Origin of the sequence: Pseudomonas sp. NFR16 (assembly GCF_900108875.1) — a bacterium.
In the GTDB taxonomy this organism is placed as follows: Bacteria; Pseudomonadota; Gammaproteobacteria; order Pseudomonadales; family Pseudomonadaceae; genus Aquipseudomonas.
This window is the reverse complement of record NZ_FNYJ01000009.1, coordinates 100,646-120,848: the sequence shown is the minus strand read 5'-3', so window position 1 is coordinate 120,848 and position 20,203 is coordinate 100,646. Positions and strand designations below refer to the sequence as shown.

Sequence of the window (20,203 nt, the reverse complement as noted above, 5' to 3'; positions counted from 1 at the left end):
CATTTCCGCTGAGTGACGTACCGCGTGAGTAACCACAGCTGCGTATCTGGCATATGGCTGCTAGCCAACCGACCAGCCACTTCAGATCTGCTGGCAGTATGCTACCTTTGACTCTTCTCACCGGATCCAGGGATGAAGGCGATGGTTACAGGTAAGTCAATCAACAGCGTGAACCGAATCATTGCGCACTCGCATGGTGCCCGCGAAATGCTGTTCGTGATTGAACGAGATAAGGTCGATCAGAATCTACAGGTACGTCTGGCGATTGCTCACCTCGAAAAAGACGGTGATACGATCCTTCCTTCCGGAATCGGCAAAATCAGCGAATTCAATGCGCGCGGCAAGGAGGTCAAACGGCGTGATCTCCCGCTCATCAAAAAATCAGTCCCTCAGTACCGTAGCTGGAAAGACTGGCATGGCAACGATCACAGCGGCGTGCAAATCCGAACCATGGACGTATATCCCATCGATTTCGTTCGTCCGCCCATGGAGCACCTTTCTCTCAGCTTCATCGGTGGGAAGGAGTACATCGTGACGCGTCGGGTGAAAATCGATGAATCGCCCGAAGCACTTATTCATTTGGCAAGCCTAATGCTCGAATTCTTCCAAGAGTTTGAGATCTTTGACGTTGAGCGTCAGCGCATTGCACAGGTGCAGGCACGCCAACTGCAGTGGGATTTACTTCCCCCTGGGAAGTATCCTTGGAAGAGCGCCGAGGCCATTGTCAAACCCTACCTGGCTGGTCTGCGACCTTCAGAGCAAGGAGTGATCGAGCACCGTATCAGGGAGATTACTCGATTCGAGCCTGATTTTTTTGCCACGGGCCGTGGTGGCTACCAGGGCTACTTCGTCTTCGGCTTCATCAAGCGTGGGATCTACCTTCTAGAGAGTTCGCATTTGGATAACGCCACCTATAAATTTGGCGAGGATTGGGAAGTGCTATCGACCCTGACCAAAGACGAGATCATCAACGGCGATCACAATCATAAGCGTCTGATCCACGATAAAAGCTGGGGACGCAAGATCCGTGAAATGCTCGCATACGCTTAGCGATTACTGCTTCTCTTTGCGCAGATCAGACCCTTTCTACAAGGCTCGGCTTCTAGTGCTTTGTGACAGCCTCTAAGCCCGAGGCCGCCGTGTCCGTCTGATCGCATAGCAATCCTCGCGGTTGGGTTAGCTGAGCGGCGATTCGTCGCTGGATCAATTGAGCGTCTGGTTGTGATTGAATCGTACACCCTCGATCACCGCTGACCTCCCATGGAAAGGAATCTAATTTGAAACTTCAGTTCGTCCGCATCCGTGGTTTTCAGTCGTTTGGTGCAGAACCGGTCACCGTTGATCTGTCCGACCTTACATTTCTGATCGGGCCGAACGGCTCTGGCAAGACCGCGACTCTCCAGGCGCTCTGCCGCCTGTTTTCGTTCGACCCCAATCAGCGGCGACTCCGTAAATCGGACTTCTTCGTCCCGCATGATGAGACGCAGGCTCCCGATCAGCGAGCGTTGTGGGTCGAAGCGGAGTTCACCTTTCCCGAACTCGATGACGACGAGAATGAGCACCCGACAATTCCAACGCACTTTGGGCACATGCGCCTCGATACCCCGGATGGAGTACCTCGGGTCAGGTACCGCCTGGATGCGACCATTGGCATTGATGATGAAATCGAGCAGAGCCTCGTGTACGTCCTAGATGTGAATGAAGATGACGAGCCGGTCGACACCGCCCCGGTGCCCAGAGACGAGCGAAACTTTATCCAGGTTCACTACCTCCCGGCTCGCCGAGATCCGGCTGACCACATCACCTATGGCGCGAACGCCTTGCTGGGACGTCTGCTGCGAGCCGTGAACTGGTCGGAGCAGCGCGAGACGATCCAGCAGCTCACCACAGATATCTCCCAGAGCCTGACTCAGAATGAATCAGTGCTCAGCCTCAGCGCTGGTCTGACCAAGACTTGGAAAGAGCTCCACAAGGGCCAGTTTTTCACGCAGCCAAGCGTGACCTTCATGGCCAACGAAATCGAGTCGCTGCTGCGGCATCTTTCGGTGTCCTTCTCCCCAGGTCATGGCGAGCAACTGGTCGATTTCTCACGGCTGAGTGATGGCCAAAAATCGATGCTGTATCTCTCGCTGGTTTTGTCGTCCCAGTCTGTCGGGCGAGCGGTGCTGCATGGCAATGACGATTCCTTTGACGCAGAGAAGCTCCGCCCTGCGGTGTTCACCATCGTGGCCCTGGAAGAGCCAGAGAACAGCCTGTCGCCTCATTACCTGGGGCGAATCGTGTCATCCCTCAAAGGGTTGGTTGGTGACTCCAAATTCGCTGATGCCCAGGCCCTGATTGCGACTCATGCACCTTCGATGCTTCGGCGCGTAGATCCTTCGGCCATCAGGTATCTGAGGTTGGACGAGTCGCGCTGCACGGTGGTGACGAAGATTCGAATGCCACCCAACAAGAAGGGTGAGGCCTACAAGTTCGTGCGGGAGGCCGTACAGGCCTATCCAGAGGTTTATTTCTCCCGCCTTGTCATCCTGGGGGAGGGCGACAGTGAGGAGATCGTCCTGCCCCGTCTGCTCGCAGCGAAAAACCTGCTTGTCGACGAAGCAGCCATTACCATCGCGCCGCTGGGTGGTCGCCATATCAATCATTTCTGGAGGCTGCTCAGTGGCCTCAAGATCCCTTACGTCACGTTGTTGGATCTGGATGTGGCGCGTTTCGGCGGGGGATGGGGCCGTATCAAATACGTCGCGACGGAGCTTAACAAGCATCGCCCAGATGATCTGTACTTGTCAGATGATGAAATCAAAGACCTGCCAAGTTGGAACGATTCCAATGTCAAGATTCTGGAAATCGAAAAGAAAGCCGGATACGTATCCTACATCGCCGAGCTGGAGCCTCTTGGGGTATTTTTCTCAGCACCAATGGATCTGGATTTTTCGATGCTTAAGGCTTATCCGCACGCTTATGGCTTGGCCCCTGAAGCCCTAGTTATCCCGAAACTGCCTCAGGTCAAATCCGTGCTCGGAGATAGCCACCATGATCGCCTTCAATATTCCGTTATAGAACGTAAGCACTTCATCGCTTACCACAAGCTTTTCAAGCTCGACAGCAAGCCAAAGTCGCATATCGAAGCGCTTTCAAAACTGACAGATGATCAGATTCTCGCGGCCATGCCTGCGTCCCTTAATCGCCTGGCGGATTTTGTGATCGCCAAGATTGAAGGGCTGTCGGAATGATTTCTCAGAAGGTCTGGAAGCCTTCCGAAGGCATCGTTTTGGAGCCAAATGCGGAGGCCGCTGTCAGGGAGGTCAAACGGTGCGTGGCGCTGACTGCAGGCCCTGGCGCCGGGAAGTCTGAACTGCTTGCCCAGCGTGCTGACTTCTTGTTGACCACGGGGGCATGCCGTTACCCGAAGAGGATATTGGCCATCGCCTTCAAGGTGGATGCGAGCAATAACCTCAAAGAGCGGGTGTGGAGACGATGCGGGCCCGACTACGCTAGCCGGTTCGACAGCTACACGTTCCATGGTTTCGCGAAGCGGATTATCGAGCGTTTTCGCCCTGTTCTCACCGGCGACGATGCGTTAGATGCGGGATTTCGAGTGGTGCCCAAAGGGAAGGCACACCCTGTCCAGACCGAATTTGGGCTTCTCATCCCGCTGGCCCTAAAAATCCTGGACGTCTATCCCATGGCGGTGAACGCCATCAGGCAGACGTACAGTGACGTCTTCCTTGATGAGTTTCAGGACTGCACGGACGAGCAGTACACGCTGGTCAGCAAGATTTTTGGTGGTACGGCCCGCCGGATCACTGCGGTTGGTGATGTGAAACAGAAAATCATGGGCTGGGCCGGCGCGCTCGACGGCGTATTTGGAAAGTTTGAAGCGGATTTTGCAGCTACCCATCTCAACATCTACCGCAATTTCCGCTCGCAACCTCAGCTTCTCAGGCTGCAGAACGACCTCATAAAAGTGCTAGACCCCGGCTCTGAAATGTCCGCAGAACTCTTGGGCGGAGAGGGCGGTGAGATCCTGCTTCAGTCTTTCAAGGACTGCACCGACGAGGCCTTCAGCCTGGCCGATCAGATCAACACCTGGATCAACGTAGAGGGCGTTGCGCCCTCCGAAATCGCGGTGTTGCTCAGAAGCTACCCCGAGGCCTATACAGCCCGTTTGACCGCCGCTCTCGATGAGCTGGGTATCGCCTACCGCAACGAAAATCAGATGCAGGACATCACCACCGAGCCAGTAGCCTTGGTCGTTGTGGACTTTCTGCTGTGCCTCTATGGTTCGCGGGAGCCGAAAGCATGGACTAGGTTATTGCGGCGGATCATCCCTGCGGATGATGACGAGCATGGTGGTTCCGTTCGAAACGATTGGAACCGGTTCATCAAGGAGGCACGTAAGACTGCCGCCGAGGATCTCGCCGCAAAAAACTATGCTCAGAGGTGGACGTTGCTCAAAGAGTTTCTGTCGATGGTGGGTGTGAGCCTGCTGACGGGCCTCTCACCGGATTACGAATCGCGTGATCGCTTGAAAGAGATCATCCGCGATCTCAAGAAATACATTGATGCTGCAATGGAGCAGGAGCCTGACCTGCTCAAGGCGCTCGCTCAACTCTCGGATGACCAGTCAATCCGGATTCTGACCGTCCACAAGAGCAAGGGCCTTGAATTTGATTCGGTCATCATGCTCGGCGTTGAGGACGAGGCCTACTGGGGCAAGGACACCCATGAAGTCCGTTGTACGTTCTTCGTGGGGATCTCGCGTGCCAAAAGGCGCCTGCTCGTCACGACTGCTCAAACCCGCGATAAGCTGGCTGACATCAATAGTTGGCGAAGCCTGCGTAGGCCCCATGGGGAATTTCTTGGTTATGTTGAAAGATGGCAAGTACGTGAGGGGTGAGCCAAGCGCCCGTTTCACATCGGTGAAACTTGAACGCCTCGCCCCGCTCTATAGTGCGCCAGGGGGCGCGGTTTTGCCCTGAATTGGCAAACGTGCTGCCAAGCGCCACTGGCAACCTCGGGCGGGGTACTGCATCCCAGACGGTGTCAGCAGTCGTGCTCGCTTTTAAGCCAGTACTTATCCACCGTCGATCGGCTAACCCCCAACTGGCGTACGACCACCATCTTTGCATGCCCTTCAACCTGAAGCCTCCTCACAGCCTCCCTGGTTTCATCCGCGCGCTTTCCGCGTACGCCCCTTACGGCAGATTCCTGGAGCGTGCTACCGAGAAGGCCGAGTTCTAAATGATTCGCCACCTGGACGTCCCACGCAGCCTTGTAGTCGGATAGGTCATCGCCGCGTAGACGAGCTTCTACCGCTAGGAGCACCTGGCTAGTCGGAACACCGAGGAGCTCGCAGAGGGAATGCAGCTTGATCGCCGTGATGGCCTGCTGGCCCTGTTCAACTTTGGCCAGGTGGGGCCTGCTCAATACCTCGGCGCAAGCTTCACGCGTGAGGCCGGCAGCGACCCGAAGCTCGCGCAAAACCTGGCCTAACGTCGGCTGAAATTCCATCTTTTGGATGTGCTCACAAAAGAAAAGAATGAAGCCACGCTTTGACGCCCAGCATCGTCAGCGTATACCATTCATTAAGGATGCATTCCCAGTTTTCAATATACGGTAAAAAGACTCATGCGACTCCTTGCGATGTCGGATCTGCACGTCGAGTTCGAGCCCGTTGAGCTGCCCGATTCTTCCCTTTATGACGTCGCGATACTCGCAGGCGACATCAACATCAAAGGTCGAAGCGCCGATTGGGCAGGCGAGCACTTTTCGAAGCCGACGATTCTTGTCGCCGGCAACCATGAGTTCTACAAATCGAGCTGGGACAAAACGCTTGATCGATTGAATTCGCCCAGCGCTTCAAACGTGCATTTCTTGGAGCAGCGCACGCTGACCCTGGATGGTGTCCGCTTTGTGGGGTGCACAGGATGGGCGGATTTTGAAGGCACGGGCAACGCCCCCTTGGCGATGCTGGAGGCCCGCGCCCTGATGAACGATTACAAAGTCATTCGGGTTGAGCCGCAGTACCGAACGCTGGTGCCCCAGCAAACGCGAAGAGTTGCCCAGCAGTCGCGTGAATGGCTGCGCAAGGAGTTGGAGCAACCGTTCAATGGCAAGACGGTGGTGATCACGCATTTTCCACCACTGATGCATTTCGTCCCTGACTACGGCAAGCATCCGCATCTGCGTGCTGCTTATGGCAACAATTGGCAAGAGTTCATGGATATGAAAATCGACCTGTGGGTTTTTGGGCACACTCATGTGCCGGTGGACGAAACCATTAACGGCATCAGGTTCTTGTCGAACCCGAGAGGTTATCCAGGTGAAGAAGTGAATTTCGACAACCAGTGCGTGATCATGCTTTGAGTAGCTGGCGATCGCCGAACAGAGGTTCTTAAAGTGTATTTTCCAGCCAAGCTGATACACGCCACGAAGCTAACCTTTGAAGGCAAGATCAGCGGTTATTTGCTTGATGCTCGCCCAGCAGGTGCTGGCTTCAAGGGCGCAATGTTTTTCGACATCCGCCAGCGATCGAGCAACGGCGACACAGTCATCACCGATGACATAGCGACGATGGATGAGGATCAGGGTTATTCAATCGCAGTCACCGTCAGCGGTGAGCGGTATGTAATCGTCAGCTTCCTTTTGTTCATGGTTGAAGAGGTCGATGGTGTTGAGCAGACAGTGATTTATTCGATGACGCGAGACGGTTCTGACTCGAACGCATAACCCCCTCCTGAGAGCAAAAAGCACAGACTCACCAAGCTCCAAAAACCACACTCACCAAAGCCAAAAAGGCCCAAACCCGCCATTTATGGAAAAGGAAAATCCATGTCGGACATTGACGTGCAGCAGATGATCGGCCCGAGCTCCGTTATGCAGGGCGCAGATATCGAGCTTGAAGAAGCCATCCGGGTCACCCAGGAAAAATTCCCCGATCGCAGCTTTTGCATTGTTGACGAATGGGTTTGGCTCGATTTGGATGCTCCTGACCTTGTCGTCGAGGAGCTTGCTTTGGAGGGCATGCAGCCAATCATGCTGCTGGTCTTCAATGTGCTATTCGATAGCTCTACGAATTCCAAGTCCCATTGGTTTCGCTCGACACCTTTGTTGCGTTTCACCGATGAAATGTTTTTTCAGACGCAGAACAAGTTGTATGTCCTGCTGGGGCATGGCCGGCGCAAGTCGATGTCCCTTTCGGCTGTCGTGCGCCAGTTCTGACTATTTGAGGTGAGCCATGGCAAAAGCCGCAAGCAGCGAATCACCAGCGACTCCAACGCCGTGATCAGCGGCGTCGTCTTCGATGCGTTCGGTACCATAGTGCGCATCAGCCGACGGACGAACCCGTACCGCGAGTTGATTCGTGAGGGCCGGCGCCAAGGTGTCGAGCTAAAATCCGACAGCCTTCACATCGCGATGACGGCGAACCTGTCACTCGATGACATGGCTTTAACCCTTGGAGTGGCGTTGACGCCGTCGCGGCGCCAAGAGCTTTACCGCAGACTGGAGGTGGAGCTGTCTTCGATCGAGCCGTATGCGGATGCAATCGAAGCTATATCGCTCTTGAGCGCGGCTGGTATTAAAACCGGAATTTGCTCTAACCTTGCCGGCCCTTATGGCCCAAAAGTCCGAGAAATCTTCCCGCATATGGACGGTTATGCTTTCAGTTTTGAAGCGGGGGTTACGAAACCCGACCCCGGTATTTACCGACTCATCTGCGACCAGATCGGCGTGGAACCCGGCCACTATTTCAGTGACACATCAGGCCGGGTGCTAATGATCGGAGATTCGCAACGGTGTGACCGCGATGGGCCTCGCGACGCTGGCGTTATGGGGTTTCACCTGGATCGCTCCGGTCGCGGGAAAATTCAAGACCTCGTCCAGTTCGCTCGGACGGTGATCGATCGGAACACCTCTCAAGAAGCTTAACGCCTTGAAATGAGTCATGTGATCTATCACCCATCAAGCGGGATCAGAGGGGGGGGCCGGATACCTGACCCGTTGATGTTCCCTGCCTGACCAATCTCTGCCGGGCATTAGCTGTCACTCTTTCGTGGATGTTGTGCGCCAGTTTTCTGCTGATCAGATAACGCATTAGGCGAAAGGAAACGTACAGAAAAAGAACGGCAAGGAACCACCCTAACCAGTGCTGGTTCTGAATCGCATCTTGTACATAATCTTCTCGATTGCCCAGAACCAGGTGACAAATGACCTGCTTGTCCCACTCTTCGGCGAGCGGCGCGGTTGCGTTGGTAAAAAGGCAGTAGTCATCGCGCAGGTGCCAGCTACCAGCGTCAACGACGTATGAGCTAATCGGGTATCCGGCGCTGTATGCATGCCCTCCAGCAACCCAAAACAGGGTGTGGATTTTCTTCACGTACAGCAATGCATAGTCCGACCAGGAAAACATGATCGCCCCGAAACCCAAAATCACCCATGCCGACGACTGCCAGATCAGATCAAGCTTCAAGTACCAGTTTTTGGGGAAGGTAAATTCGAGTTTGTTGGCATCAAAAAACGTCATTGACCGGGAAATTTCACCGACACTCAGATTGTGCCGATCCATCCAGGCGAACAGTTAATGCATCGCGCGTGACGAAGTCAGGTTCAAACCGAACCACAGGTTGAGCCGTTGCATGTCCTCGAATGACTTCCAATGCCTTTGCACTCGTTCATCATGGAATGCTTGGGCTCCGCCGATCAGGCTTTGGATTCGGTAAAACACGAAAAATAACGATCGGGTTCTCAACAGCACGAATACCACGAGTGCCGCGAAGCCTAACAAGGGGGCGAATCGCTCAAAGAGATCTGCAGCCGCTGACAGCAACGAAAGGTATTTCTGATCCGGCGTTGCAACATCCATGTGCTCAAAAACGCGCAGTCTACGCCGATGCCGCACACTTGCCGACTACCGGCGTTGGAGGAGGCTGGCCGGCCAATCTGGCATTTAGCGCCAGCCAAATCGATACCCCATCACCGGAAATTCTCCCTTCGTGTTAGGTGATATCCCCCTTCGTGCTTGGCCAACGCAACGCGCGACGAAAGTCGACATACTTGTCGGGTAGGCCAATTACCCCGCATCGCCAGACTGACAAATGAGGTTGAGTGGTACCAGACACTTGCCTTGCTTGGCCAACATCGCACTTCACAAACTCTTCTGGAGCGGGTGCGATTTTGGCTTCGAGTTTGCCGATTAATAGCCTGTGACCTTAGGTGATGAACTCGCTGGTCTCCTCGTTGAGTTCATCATCTTTTTTTTCTCGCCCTAGGCCCGCTCATCTCGGCAACCTGGCCGATTCGGCCTCCCCGACCTTGACCACCTCTCGCGGCACTGCCTCCGCCATCACACTCTCGCACGTATCGCGGCTTCCGAAGCCCCACCGCTCAGATCACGCGTTGTACATCTGAATGTTGTCCCACCTTTTTTTTGCCATTTTCTCGGGGACGCGTCTTGCTGTCTTGGTGTCGGTCACCAAGCATGCAGCGGAGCGCGAAGGCCATTGGGAGAGTTCCGTGTTGACCAGCTTGGCTGGGCACAGGATAAGAAAGTCGCCAAGGCTGAGCAGGGGGAAGCCTCGAACCACTGGCCGATCCTTGTCGACGGTCACTTCACCCCAATCGGAATCGAAACGCTCCACCGAGTATGTATCGGTGATGAGAAAGGACGTGGTTGTTGTCTCTCTGACACCCATCAAATATGCAGTTCGGTAGACCATGGCCGGGAACGTCCGAGGAGCCATGCTCAGCGTAACGATTGTAAGGATCATGAGCACTGCTGAGGTGTTTCGCACTTTCGCTAACAAGTTGTCCCCAAGCGCAAAGAATACTACGGCTGGAGCCAGTGCCAAGCAGGAGACGAAGATGGCCAGCACGGTCAGTTTGACTGTGCTGCCAAAGTCGTCGGGCGTGGGGTAGGTCGATAGCACAAGCTGGACGGGGAACACCGCTGACAGCACCGTTGAAAACACCACGATGAAAAGCGGAAGTAAGGCACCGTAGCGGGCCTGCCACGTTTTGGCCCGTTCAGGTTGGGCCAAATACCCCGCGACATGGATTGCAGCGCTGAAGTCTTCCCTGCGCATCAGCATGATGAACACCACGGTCTCCGCCAAGGCCGACGCCAAAATGGTGAGCAATGGGTGGATCTCCAAAACGATGGTGATCATCTGAACGGTGACTCCAGCCAATAATGGCAGCACAAGCATCCTGACCATTTTGATCTGGGCATAGGGTTGCTTGTTAAACAGCGTGGCTCCCGATGCGAAGATCGAGGAGTTCATGGTGAGCACGAACATGTAGGCGACGACCAGGAGTCCGACCAGCAGCATCCAGGGTATGAGAGCGGTCTTGGTGTCCAGCGCCGAGGGGAACAGTCCGGGAAGACCGATAGCGTTCAGGTACGTGGACAAGATGGCAAAGCCGAAGAGTGTGGCGGCGCCGCTGAGCATTACGCTGACGATTATCCAGTGGTCAACAATGCGTTTTACATTCTTCTTGATGGCTCCATTGGGGATGGAGAACTGTGAAATCGTCATGCAGGACAGGGGCCTAGGCAGCAATAGATGAAGGGAAGAGCTTCACCTCGCATTACAGAATGGAAAGGGGAGTCTGATCATTTGATTCTCCTTTCCGCGAGCCCAGAATGTTACATGGCACCTCTCAGTTTTTGGGAACGACGTTTGCGCGGTGACAGGGTACAGACGGCTCTAGTATGGATGTCTGGGAAGTTCCAGACGTCCCATCCCAGGCTTCCGGGCAGGGCGAGAACATTCAGGTTCACGGCTGAGGACGATTCCAGTGGCGTCTCACAGTTGGCTCTGAAAGTCCTAACACCTTGGCAATCTCGACACGGCTGTGGCCGGCACCTTTCAGTGCCTGAACTGCAGTGGTGACTTGCGCTGCCTTGGCTACCCTCGGATGAGGTTTTTTCTCCGGCGCCGCATTGATCGCACTGTTGAGCAACGCCATGGCATTCAGGTCGGCTTGGGCGGTCGCCAGGACATCGGCTGCCGATGTCTGTTCGTGTGCCGCGTACATCAGTGCCAAGAAGGCGACTGGATGAACCTGCAGCGATCTGCAGATCTCATCGAGCGAATCGGTGGTGAGGGATGTCTTCCCGTTTTCCGCCAGGTTGATGTGTTGACTGGTGATCTTGCCACCCAGGTCTTGCTGCGACAATCCGCGCTCTGTTCTCAGAAGCTGCAGCGCTGAAGCCAAGGCGTTACGCAAGGACATTTTGGGCCTACTCACAAAACCGACGATATGCCGCGTTTGCCATGCGTCACTCAACTCTATATATTTGGTCGTGAGACGATCAGGGCGCAGGCCGCGTGAGGGCCGACGTGTTTGTGCGTGGCACTCGAGCTAGAGGTGGCTTGATTGGGGCGTGACATCGGTCATGCGACCGATCCACGACCAATATATAGATAAATCGAACTTGGGCGAATTTCGCTTTCAATACCGGCGTTATTGCTGGGCGCCGAGATAGGTTCGGGCCGATAGAGGTGATATCCGGGTGATGCAGCGCCGTGGTTTAAATCCGTCCTATGGCCCTTCACGTGCTGATTCGGCAGAGGTTCTCGTGAATTGAAAAATGTCGAACCTGCGCCTTGGGCTTCAAGCGTCATGTCTGAGCAAAAGGACGGCTTAAAGGCGACGTATTGGGTTAAGTCATTTGGTGCTTCCCTGAACGACTTCAGGTTCTACCGACTTCCCGCTGTCGTTGAGCGGGCGCGAAGGGCTGTTCTGGATACAGACATCGTCGGCTACCTGATCTGTGCGTTGGAGAGGCCTCCTAGAATGACAGGCCTGCTCTTTTGCGATCATCGCAACCTCTTGCCAGAGGGGCTGCCTATCCACACTCCACCCATATCCGATCGATATTGGGAGGAGGGTTATGAAGTGGTGGTGGCGGACGATGGTGGGCGTTATGTCGTTGCTCATTGGCTTCATGAGAATGGCGCGCTGGATCGTTTCGACATAGTTCACTAAGAGGCCCGCTGGCCTTGTTCCAGCATTTTGAAAAATAAGGGGTTCAGGCAGTGGGGGTTCCATCCAGCGTGTTAGTGGCACAACGAGTCGATTTTGGGTGCCCGATCACGGGGTACTTGTGTTGCACCGAATTCAGATCTCCAGTCCTGACGGGACTAGTCTTTAACGATGCAAGACGCCGCTTCCGGCAGGGGGCGCACATTCGGACGTCTGCGATTCAGAAAGTGTTTCTGTCGGAGGGGTACCTACTTTGCGAAACCTGGTCGGGGAGCACTTACGTGGTTGTGCACTGGCAGCATGAAAATGGCGAAATGACCAACGGACGGGTGCTCCATTGAGTTCGAGGTTAACCAGGACGCCGATGCTGTGGATGTTCAAGCAAGGCGCATCTGCCTTGAAGAACAGGCGGTGATCGACTCACTGAAAGCCTGAAAACGCTCCGATTTGTGGACGCGCGCGTCTCGATTGATGCCAGTGAAGTGACTGATCGACCAGGCTATCTCCAGGCGCGTCGAGACGTTGATGGTTTGGTCAGGCGAGTTTCTGTCCAGCCCATCCCGGGCGAAGGGACTGACACCGTGAATGAGATTTGAATTGACTCATTGCGAAACACTGCCCTGTTACTGGATTCAAAACGAGAAGGCCTCACGCTTGATGAGGCTTTCCCAAGGTTACGCGATGGGATGTCTCAAGTGAGGTAAGCAATGAGCGATGCGATCAACACGGTGACCGGATTGCTCACCCATGCGGGAACGCCATCTGAAGGTTTCACAGGATCGATGGAGGACGCGGTCGCAACTGTGCACGGAGGGCAAAAGCCTTTCTGCATCGTTGCAGAATGGAGAATCATCGAGGTGGACGTCGACGAAGCATTTCGACAGTTCCTTGCCCAGGATGGACTCTCGCCGCAGATCGTGTACGCGAGCAATGTTCTGTTTCACAGTCTAAATAAGCGGCAGCGTGGCGATTGGGTCAGGACGACCTTCATGAAATCATTCACACATGGTTTGTTGTTTGAGAGCGTCAACACGCTGTACGTGCTCATGGGGCATGGTACTCAAGTTCGCGGAACAGGGGAGGCCGTGCTTTCCATCGGAAGGTAATCAGTGCGTGTAAATGCATCTTCCAACCGGCTCGCTGACCGCCATTGATCACCAACTGCTTTGGTGCAAGCTCCTTGAGGTAATGATCCATCGATTCGTAGATCGAGTAGCGTCCGCACATGATGTCACCTGTCGAATTTTCGCTCTTACGAGATTGACCGAAAGCCAAGCAGAACGTTAACTGTATATACGTACAGTAATTCACGACAAGGCTTGCATCATGAGCATCACAATCCTCGGCCCATTAGAAAACGGCGGCGAAAAGCTGCCTCTCTACTCGTTCAAGGTGCCGGCAGGCTTCCCATCTCCGGCTGCCGATCACATCGAGAAGCACATTTCGCTGGATGAGCTGTTCGACATCCGTGCGCCGCACGTGTACTTGGTCAAAATCGAAGGGGACAGTATGCAGGGCGCTGGTATCTATTCCGGTGACCTTGTCGTCGTTGATCGAAGCGTCGAGCCCGTTTCGGGTGACATTGTCATCGCCGCGCTCAATACCGAGCCATTGTGCAAGCGACTGCATCTTCGTGAGAACGCAGTGATTCTATTGTCGGAAAATCCTAAATTTCCGGCCATGCACGTGATGGAGGGAGATGAGCTGGTGATCTGGGGTGTGGTGAAGTACAGCGTTCGCGATCATGACAACTCCTAAACCCGTCTTTGCGCTGATCGACTGCAACAGCTTCTACGCGAGCTGCGAGCGGGTTTTCCGGCCCGATCTCGCCAAAACGCCAATTGTGGTGCTCAGCAATAACGATGGTTGTGTGATTGCGCGTTCCTATGACGCCAAGCCGTTCGTAAAGATGGGCCAGCCGTATTTTCAGATCAAAGATCATTTGCGTCGTAACGGGGTCGTGGCGTTCAGCAGCAACTATGCGCTGTACGGTGATATCAGTGAGCGAGTGATGATGATTATCGAGTCGATGGTGCCGGCGCTGGAGGTCTACAGCATCGATGAGGCCTTCGCCGATCTCACCGGCATTCCTGGTGATCTGACAGCTTTTGGTCGTCACATACGCGCGACTCTTTTCAAGCGGACAGGGATTCCGGTCGGGGTGGGAATCGCTCGTACGAAGACGCTGGCCAAGCTTGCGAATTACACCGCCAAGCGTCTCCTGGACAAGACAGGTGGTGTGGTGGATTTGTGCGATCAATTCAAGTGTGATTGGACGCTGCGTAACACGGATGTGGGCGAGGTGTGGGGCGTAGGCAAGCGGATGAAAGCTCACCTCGAAGTTATGGGCATCAAGAGCGCGATGGACTTGGCCAAGGCCGATGCTTGGACGCTCAGGCAGAAATTCAGCGTGGTGATCGAGAAGACTGCACGTGAACTCGCCGGCACTTCATGCCTGGAGCTCGGGGAGGCTGATCCGCCCAAGCAGGAAATCTGCTGTAGCCGAATGTTCGGCACTCGTCTGACCGACATCGAGCCGATTAAAGAGGCCGTGGCCACGTATACCCAGCGGGCGGGGGAGAAGCTTCGGGCGCAAAATTCACTGTGCAAGAAGATCCGCGTGAGCATCCGTACGGGCATGTTCAATCCTGAGGAGGCCAAGTATGCGAATGGCGCTTTGGTCGAGCTTCCGTATCCTTCCAATGATGTGCGGCTCATGACGAAGGCTGCTACCGAGGCGGTTAATCGCCTCTTTAGGCCTGGCTTCAAGTACAGCAAAGCTGAAGTGCTGTTGATGGATCTGCGTCAGCCAGGCGAGTTTACCGATGACCTCTTCGCTCATTCGCAGCCGGCTATGGCCGATACATTGATGAGTGTGCTGGACGACATTAACGGTAGATGGGGCAGGGGGACGCTTCGGGTGGCCAGTGTTCCCAAGGATCCAGGTTGGGCGATGCGCCGCGATTTGATGAGTCAGAGCTATACGACGCGGCTGGATCAGCTTTGGACTGTCAAAGCCAACTAGGGACGAAAAATGGGAGCTGAGATGAGTGATACAAACCAAAACTTGCGTAGAGATTTGCAGGGGATTGCTGCTGACCTGAAGTGGTCAGCTGTGGAGCTCGTGCGCATTGCTGAGAGGTTGAGCCAAGCTGGGAATGACCCAGATGCCCAGGCGTTGCACCGCATGATCGCGATGTTTCAAAGGGAGGAAATTCGGCTGCAGGGTATGGTGAATGATGTGGCCGAGGGGCGGATCGTTCAGGTGGAAGCAGTGCCAGGTTGATTCTTATCGCGCTGGCAGTTCTCGATTTCGTCGTTACGTTCCAACAAGCTCTTGGATAAGGCGTTGAGCTGTGAAGCCAAGCTCTCCATTCTCTGACACACCTGGTTGATGTGGCCTTCAGGTGCACCACGTTGTACTGCTTCATCAACGATGGACTGAAGCGTCGAAGCGAGTTCGACTTGATTCTGGATCAGGTTGCTGTATGCGGCGGTCAGTGCGTCTTTCATGTTGAATGCCCTTTCGATGGGTGAGTCCAGTACATATGACGGGTTCGATTGGTGTACCGCCGTTGGCGGACGTATGTCGTAGCTAAGCCGCTCCGCGTTGCGGACGTCTACGACCTCAACTCTCGATTCCCCTACGACTCTTCCATGAAGTCGTCAAGATTGAGAGCTTGTGAGCCACCCCAGGAGTGAAGCATCTAGGGATTCTCCGAATAAGTCCCGGGCATGCGAAAATCGCCTGACCACCTGATCCGAGCCGCCCATGAGCCAAATGAGCTTTTCTGACTTCGAGTACGCCGGCAAGCGCAAGCAAACCCGCCGCGAGCGCTTCCTTGCCGAGATGGATCAGGTCGTGCCCTGGGCAGGGCTGTTGGGGCTGATCGAACCTTTCTACCCCAAGGCAGGTGGCGGTCGAAAACCTTACCCACTGGAAACCATGTTGCGCATTCACCTGCTGCAAAATTGGTTTTCCCTGAGTGATCCGGCCATGGAGGAGGCGCTCTACGAAATCACGCCCATGCGTCAGTTCGCGCGTCTGACACTGAGTGCGCCGATCCCGGAAGACACCATGATCATGAACTTCCGGCACCTGCTGGAGAAGCATCAACTGGCGCCTGCCATCCTCGCAGTCATCAACGGTTATTTGCAGGAAAAAGACCTGTCGCTGCGCCAGGGCACCATCGTCGACGCCACCATTATTCATGCCCCAAGCTCGACCAAGAACAAAGACGGCGAGCGCGATCCCGAGATGCATCAGACCAAGAAGGGTAACCAGTATTTCTTCGGCATGAAGGCCCACATCGGCGCTGACGTTGAGTCAGGACTGGTTCATCACGTCCACGGCACTGCGGCCAATGTGGCCGATGTCACCCAAGTCGCCGAACTGCTCCACGGGGAAGAAAACGCGGTCTATGCGGACGCAGGTTATACCGGTGTCGAGAAGCGTGAAGAGCACGAAAATCGTGACGTGATCTGGCAAATCGCGGCTCGGCGCAGCACGTATTCCAAGCTGAACAAACGCAGCCTGTTGTACAAAGCCAAGCGCAAGATCGAGTACTGCAAAGCGCAGACACGGGCCAAGGTCGAACATCCGTTTCGGGTCATCAAGCGCCAGTTTGGTTACGTGAAAGTACGCTTTCGTGGGCTGATGAAAAACACGGCCCAACTGACCACGCTGTTCGCCCTGTCGAACCTGTGGATGGCTCGAAAACTATTGATGGGTTTGGGTGAGTTGCGCGCTTAACACGGAAAACCGAGCGGAAAATGCTCTGCCGCACGCTGCGTTAGGCCGTTTTCAGGGCATAGCGCTGATTGCCTGGCGAAATACGGCCCGCCATCGCTGCGCGGCAAGTTGATCGGAGCATCCCTAAGCAGAAAGCATGAGCTTTCTCGGCTTGCGGCTTGGCTACGACCACTCGTCGCAGCGGCAGGATCCCCAAGACAATCGAGTCGTTTTTCATCTAGCTCGATGAGTTGACGGCGATAACTCATCCACGTCAACCTTAGGGCGGGTACGCATACTTGGGCCTGCACCGTGTTCAGGGGTATCAGTCGATACCTCCTATCAATTCGGGAGCCTATCAAACCCTATCGCCTCAAAATTTTGGTCTATCCTGCATGTGTGCCCATGCAGTCTAGCTGACGTACGAATGGAGCTTGGTTGGTGCATCCATTTTCTGCAATTAGTCTAGGAGAGATTGCATGGTTATCGACTTCGTGTACCAGTGTGCCTTAATAAATCCAGTGCGATTTTATCCAAATTCCACTGATGTGGATAATTTCTTGGATCAAATGGAGTATTTCTGCCGCAATGGAGGTAATGCGAATGGAGTGCAGCGTGATGTCGATGAGATTCTTCCCCAAATCGAAGAGCTCTTGAAAGAGTTGAAGGAAGCAATAAAGGTCGAGCGTCTAAACAAAGGCATTAAAGACGGTGGAGTTGATAAGCCTGAGTCAAAAGACTGAAGATTTGATCTGATCCTGATTTGGGATCAGATCTTACATCCAGAGAAAAAAATACATGAATGCTCTTTGTATATCAAAAGACGTGTTGGCCGAAGTTGAGAGTGTCCGTAGCAGTTTTAGGAGATTCGCGCCTTGGCCTCATTGGGTTGTAGATGATTTTCTAGATCCGAAATCGTTCAGTTCGATGCAGGAGCATTTGTTACTGCATTCTCACGAGTTCAGAGTTCTGGATGGCGATGATAATAAGGTTCACTATTGCTTACTCACAGAGTCAACTGTTGCGCAGTTTTTTTATTCGCTGGATTTTTATCATTTCGTCAGAAATCTGTGCGGTAAAGATATCGATCTAAACGACAAAAGTATGATTCAGTTGCGACTCGCCAATGAAGAAGTCCCTGCTTTTCCTCGGCATCATGATTTCACCCCATTGGGCAGGTCACTCGTTGTAATATTATACGTATCTCCAAATTGGTCGCCTGGATGCAAAGGGAGGCTTTTTCTACACCGCTCGTCTACAGCACCTCTCGATTCGGCAGTTGTAGTAGAGCCTATAGCTAACCGGCTGATTGCGTTTTACTCAGATAAAAAAAACTGGCATAGCGTTGAGCAGGTGAGCGGGTGGGAGCGGCTCACAATAATAAGCGAGTGGATTGTAAAGTAGCTGCTTGGGGTGTAGTGGCACTTTAGGGGCTCAAGTAGCTCCAGCTGTTTGCATGCCCTGGTTAATATTCAGTAGGGCTCGCGAGAATAATAACGACAAATTTTGACGACGCTAATCTCCCGGCTTCGGATCTTGTTAATAAATTGCACTGGGTTCAGATTTTGCTAATGCGGCGAAGTATCTCTTGAGATGCTTCTGCTAGCGAAGTATCTGCAGTCCAAAAAAAGCTTCCTCGCCATTACGTAATTTGGCCTCGGAATTTTTGTCCCATTCACAAGCACTGTTGACCTGCTATTCCATAGGCTGCTCCTCAGTGGAATTCGTTAAGGCCGTCCTAAAAACTTAGACCAAGTTATAGTGGGGCATGCCTTGCTAGCTATTAAAAAGTTAGCCTCTCATTAATCATATGGCGTCTCAGGCCGGGTGAGACCGCTGTAGTTGCTCAACTAGCGATAAAAATTAATAGGCACCCGTAGACTGAATTTCCTAGCCGTACCCTGAAGCCAGGTGCTCCATTGCCTGGAGGGAGTGCGGGCGGCTGCTCAGTTTGGTGATCACCAATAGCCCCTCCTCATGAGTGGCGATCTACAAGCAGGCTTTGAACGTATGGTCTTAGTGCCCGAGTAGCAGATTTGGACAGTAATGTGCAGGGTTGGCAAGCGGATTCCAACTCCGAAATGCTACTAGAGTGAAGAGCTTCCGTGAACAGGGACAATCTGACTCAGAAATATTGCAACCTGCGCCTGATTTTCGTCAAAAAAATAGCAAAGCGTAGAGCTCGATTACCGCCTATTGTTGATTAGCGCCGATAGCGGCGCTCCCCCCCCCCCTTCGAAATCAGCAGTGAAGCCGGGCCTACCTGATAGATTGAGGGAATAAAAATGATATATCTTGGTGATTCAAAAGTTGATTTCTCTGATGCAGGGCTTGTTAAATTTGTACAAAGTGAAAATACCGGCGGCCAGTGGAGCTGGCCGCTTCCAGAGTTCTCAGGTTACACGAAATCTCCAGTGCCAGCGTTTGGTCTAGGAGGAGCTATTTCAAATATTGATGTGCCTTGGAGTGTTATCCAATACTGGGTGCTCCTCGACAAAGGGCAGGAAATTAGCGTTTTTAAAATTGCAACATCTGCGAGTCGAAAGGTGGATGTAAAGGCAGATATAGTTCTCTTCTTACAGGATGGGCTCAATCAAGATGCTAAGGAGCGCATTGAGAAGGCGTTTAGAGCATATAGCTTATCTATGGGAGATGTAGATCGGTACGCGCAAGATTTTATTAAGAGTAATCCCGATATTAGTCCTTTCGCTTTTGGTTGCGCCAAAACCTGTTCCGCAGAAATAGTTAGTGATGAATTCAGAGATACAACACAGGAAGATTTTATTAGGCTGAGGCTGAAGGAAGACTATCGCATTCGCCTTCTGAGAGAGGAGCAACGAAGTCGTGAAACTAGACCTGTCCGTGGCCCAAATGAATTGGTTTGTCCGGAGGACAAGGAGTTCGCAAAAGCTAAACGTTCGCGTCCGCATAATTCCGCGGATGTAGAGATCGAAAAGCAGAAAAACAAAATACTTCAGCAGTGTGATTCCCTGAAAAGTATTGAAGATGACATGAGCAAAAGACGTGAGCGCAGTCGTTGTGATAACGAAATTCTAGTATGGCAAGTCGCTACGAGTCCCGCGCTGCCTGCTAGTCGATGGGAATGGGGATGGCATACCGTAAAAGTGGGATGTGTGAGTTTTGACCTGTATTACCCCCAATTTCAACTTTGTGATCAGGAGTATCATTTGATAATTGCGATCTCCGTACCTAAGACTATTTTGATGTACGAGAAGTCAATCCGTGATTGTGCTCAAGATTCGGCGCTTTCGGCAGTTGTTATAACTGTCGTCTTTACTGATTTAAATGCTGGCTTAGTGGCATTTAAGACTCTGTTTTGGCGCTGTTTGAAAAACAAATTTGTTGATCAGCTTCCTTGCCTTGATGGTGAGGTATATGTTGAGACAATTCTCGTAGGTGACTGGCACTGAGTACCTAAATGCTCATCAGTCTTTAACTCTGTTCAAAAGGCTGGTGGGC

Annotated in this window: 20 protein-coding genes and 1 pseudogene; 16 read left to right on the top strand and 5 right to left on the bottom strand. The window is 53.3% G+C overall.

What is annotated here, in order from left to right:
• Nucleotides 1–132: 132 nt before the first annotated feature.
• The 3 genes from BMZ10_RS26635 to BMZ10_RS26625 all read left to right on the top strand — a co-directional run bounded on the left by BMZ10_RS26635 (nucleotide 133) and on the right by BMZ10_RS26625 (nucleotide 4,900).
• The gene (locus BMZ10_RS26635) at nucleotides 133–1,050 is read left to right on the top strand and encodes a hypothetical protein (protein WP_256214603.1); all 918 of its coding nucleotides are present in this window, start codon (nucleotides 133–135) and stop codon (nucleotides 1,048–1,050) included.
• Nucleotides 1,051–1,277: 227 nt separating this feature from the next.
• On the top strand, nucleotides 1,278–3,233 hold the full coding sequence (locus BMZ10_RS26630) for an ATP-dependent nuclease (RefSeq protein ID WP_093469602.1): 1,956 nt from the start codon (nucleotides 1,278–1,280) through the stop codon (nucleotides 3,231–3,233).
• Nucleotides 3,230–4,900 carry a UvrD-helicase domain-containing protein gene (locus tag BMZ10_RS26625; protein ID WP_093469600.1) on the top strand — a complete coding sequence of 557 codons (1,671 nt, stop codon included), beginning with the start codon at nucleotides 3,230–3,232 and terminating at the stop codon, nucleotides 4,898–4,900. The genes BMZ10_RS26630 and BMZ10_RS26625 overlap by 4 nt, the downstream gene beginning before the upstream one ends.
• 146 nt (nucleotides 4,901–5,046) lie before the next feature.
• Here the strand turns inward: BMZ10_RS26625 and BMZ10_RS26620 are convergent, their stop codons facing one another.
• Nucleotides 5,047–5,514: a helix-turn-helix domain-containing protein gene (locus BMZ10_RS26620; protein ID WP_093469597.1), complete on the bottom strand. Its 468-nt coding sequence runs from the start codon at nucleotides 5,512–5,514 to the stop codon at nucleotides 5,047–5,049.
• Nucleotides 5,515–5,631: 117 nt separating this feature from the next.
• Here BMZ10_RS26620 and BMZ10_RS26615 point away from each other — a divergent pair, with 117 nt between their 5' ends.
• From BMZ10_RS26615 to BMZ10_RS26600, 4 genes are all read left to right on the top strand, one after another.
• Nucleotides 5,632–6,369, top strand: coding sequence for a metallophosphoesterase (locus BMZ10_RS26615; RefSeq protein WP_177182238.1), 738 nt, complete (start codon nucleotides 5,632–5,634; stop codon nucleotides 6,367–6,369).
• Between the two features lie 33 nt (nucleotides 6,370–6,402).
• A complete protein-coding gene (locus BMZ10_RS26610) occupies nucleotides 6,403–6,732 on the top strand; it encodes a hypothetical protein (protein WP_093469591.1) in 330 nt (109 codons plus the stop codon).
• 102 nt (nucleotides 6,733–6,834) lie between these two features.
• Complete coding sequence (locus tag BMZ10_RS26605; RefSeq protein WP_093469588.1) at nucleotides 6,835–7,224, top strand: DUF6957 family protein; 390 nt, start codon at nucleotides 6,835–6,837, stop codon at nucleotides 7,222–7,224.
• A 9-nt stretch (nucleotides 7,225–7,233) separates the two neighbouring features.
• Entirely contained in the window at nucleotides 7,234–7,932 is a 699-nt protein-coding gene (locus BMZ10_RS26600) for an HAD family hydrolase (RefSeq protein ID WP_371266305.1), read from the top strand.
• 43 nt (nucleotides 7,933–7,975) lie between these two features.
• Here the strand turns inward: BMZ10_RS26600 and BMZ10_RS26595 are convergent.
• From BMZ10_RS26595 to BMZ10_RS26580, 3 genes and pseudogenes are all read right to left on the bottom strand, one after another.
• Nucleotides 7,976–8,866, bottom strand: a pseudogene (locus BMZ10_RS26595) (DUF6216 family protein).
• Nucleotides 8,867–9,392: 526 nt separating this feature from the next.
• Complete coding sequence (locus tag BMZ10_RS26585; RefSeq protein ID WP_093469579.1) at nucleotides 9,393–10,538, bottom strand: hypothetical protein; 1,146 nt, start codon at nucleotides 10,536–10,538, stop codon at nucleotides 9,393–9,395.
• 241 nt (nucleotides 10,539–10,779) lie between these two features.
• Complete coding sequence (locus BMZ10_RS26580) at nucleotides 10,780–11,232, bottom strand: helix-turn-helix domain-containing protein (protein WP_177182237.1); 453 nt, start codon at nucleotides 11,230–11,232, stop codon at nucleotides 10,780–10,782.
• Nucleotides 11,233–11,589: 357 nt separating this feature from the next.
• Between BMZ10_RS26580 and BMZ10_RS26575 the strand changes: the two genes are divergently transcribed.
• The 5 genes from BMZ10_RS26575 (at nucleotide 11,590) to BMZ10_RS26550 (ending at nucleotide 15,277) form a co-directional block, all read left to right on the top strand.
• Nucleotides 11,590–11,994 carry a hypothetical protein gene (locus tag BMZ10_RS26575; RefSeq protein ID WP_256214602.1) on the top strand — a complete coding sequence of 135 codons (405 nt, stop codon included), beginning with the start codon at nucleotides 11,590–11,592 and terminating at the stop codon, nucleotides 11,992–11,994.
• Between the two features lie 704 nt (nucleotides 11,995–12,698).
• The gene (locus tag BMZ10_RS27595) at nucleotides 12,699–13,097 is read left to right on the top strand and encodes a DUF6957 family protein (protein WP_143070346.1); all 399 of its coding nucleotides are present in this window, start codon (nucleotides 12,699–12,701) and stop codon (nucleotides 13,095–13,097) included.
• 220 nt (nucleotides 13,098–13,317) lie between these two features.
• Entirely contained in the window at nucleotides 13,318–13,749 is a 432-nt protein-coding gene (locus BMZ10_RS26560) for a LexA family protein (protein WP_093469567.1), read from the top strand.
• Nucleotides 13,736–15,016 carry a translesion error-prone DNA polymerase V subunit UmuC gene (gene umuC / locus BMZ10_RS26555; RefSeq protein ID WP_093469564.1) on the top strand — a complete coding sequence of 427 codons (1,281 nt, stop codon included), beginning with the start codon at nucleotides 13,736–13,738 and terminating at the stop codon, nucleotides 15,014–15,016. The genes BMZ10_RS26560 and umuC overlap by 14 nt, the downstream gene beginning before the upstream one ends.
• Before the next feature lie 21 nt (nucleotides 15,017–15,037).
• Nucleotides 15,038–15,277 carry a hypothetical protein gene (locus BMZ10_RS26550; protein ID WP_256214601.1) on the top strand — a complete coding sequence of 80 codons (240 nt, stop codon included), beginning with the start codon at nucleotides 15,038–15,040 and terminating at the stop codon, nucleotides 15,275–15,277.
• Here the strand turns inward: BMZ10_RS26550 and BMZ10_RS26545 are convergent.
• Nucleotides 15,253–15,504: a hypothetical protein gene (locus tag BMZ10_RS26545; RefSeq protein ID WP_093469559.1), complete on the bottom strand. Its 252-nt coding sequence runs from the start codon at nucleotides 15,502–15,504 to the stop codon at nucleotides 15,253–15,255. The genes BMZ10_RS26550 and BMZ10_RS26545 overlap by 25 nt on opposite strands.
• A 259-nt stretch (nucleotides 15,505–15,763) precedes the next feature.
• Between BMZ10_RS26545 and BMZ10_RS26540 the strand changes: the two genes are divergently transcribed.
• From BMZ10_RS26540 to BMZ10_RS26525, 4 genes are all read left to right on the top strand, one after another.
• Complete coding sequence (locus BMZ10_RS26540; RefSeq protein WP_093469556.1) at nucleotides 15,764–16,744, top strand: IS5 family transposase; 981 nt, start codon at nucleotides 15,764–15,766, stop codon at nucleotides 16,742–16,744.
• 458 nt (nucleotides 16,745–17,202) lie between these two features.
• Nucleotides 17,203–17,466: a hypothetical protein gene (locus tag BMZ10_RS26535; RefSeq protein ID WP_093469553.1), complete on the top strand. Its 264-nt coding sequence runs from the start codon at nucleotides 17,203–17,205 to the stop codon at nucleotides 17,464–17,466.
• 55 nt (nucleotides 17,467–17,521) lie between these two features.
• A complete protein-coding gene (locus BMZ10_RS28435) occupies nucleotides 17,522–18,127 on the top strand; it encodes a 2OG-Fe(II) oxygenase (protein WP_093469550.1) in 606 nt (201 codons plus the stop codon).
• An 881-nt stretch (nucleotides 18,128–19,008) separates the two neighbouring features.
• A complete protein-coding gene (locus tag BMZ10_RS26525; RefSeq protein WP_093469547.1) occupies nucleotides 19,009–20,154 on the top strand; it encodes a hypothetical protein in 1,146 nt (381 codons plus the stop codon).
• The last annotated feature ends 49 nt before the right edge of the window (nucleotides 20,155–20,203 follow it).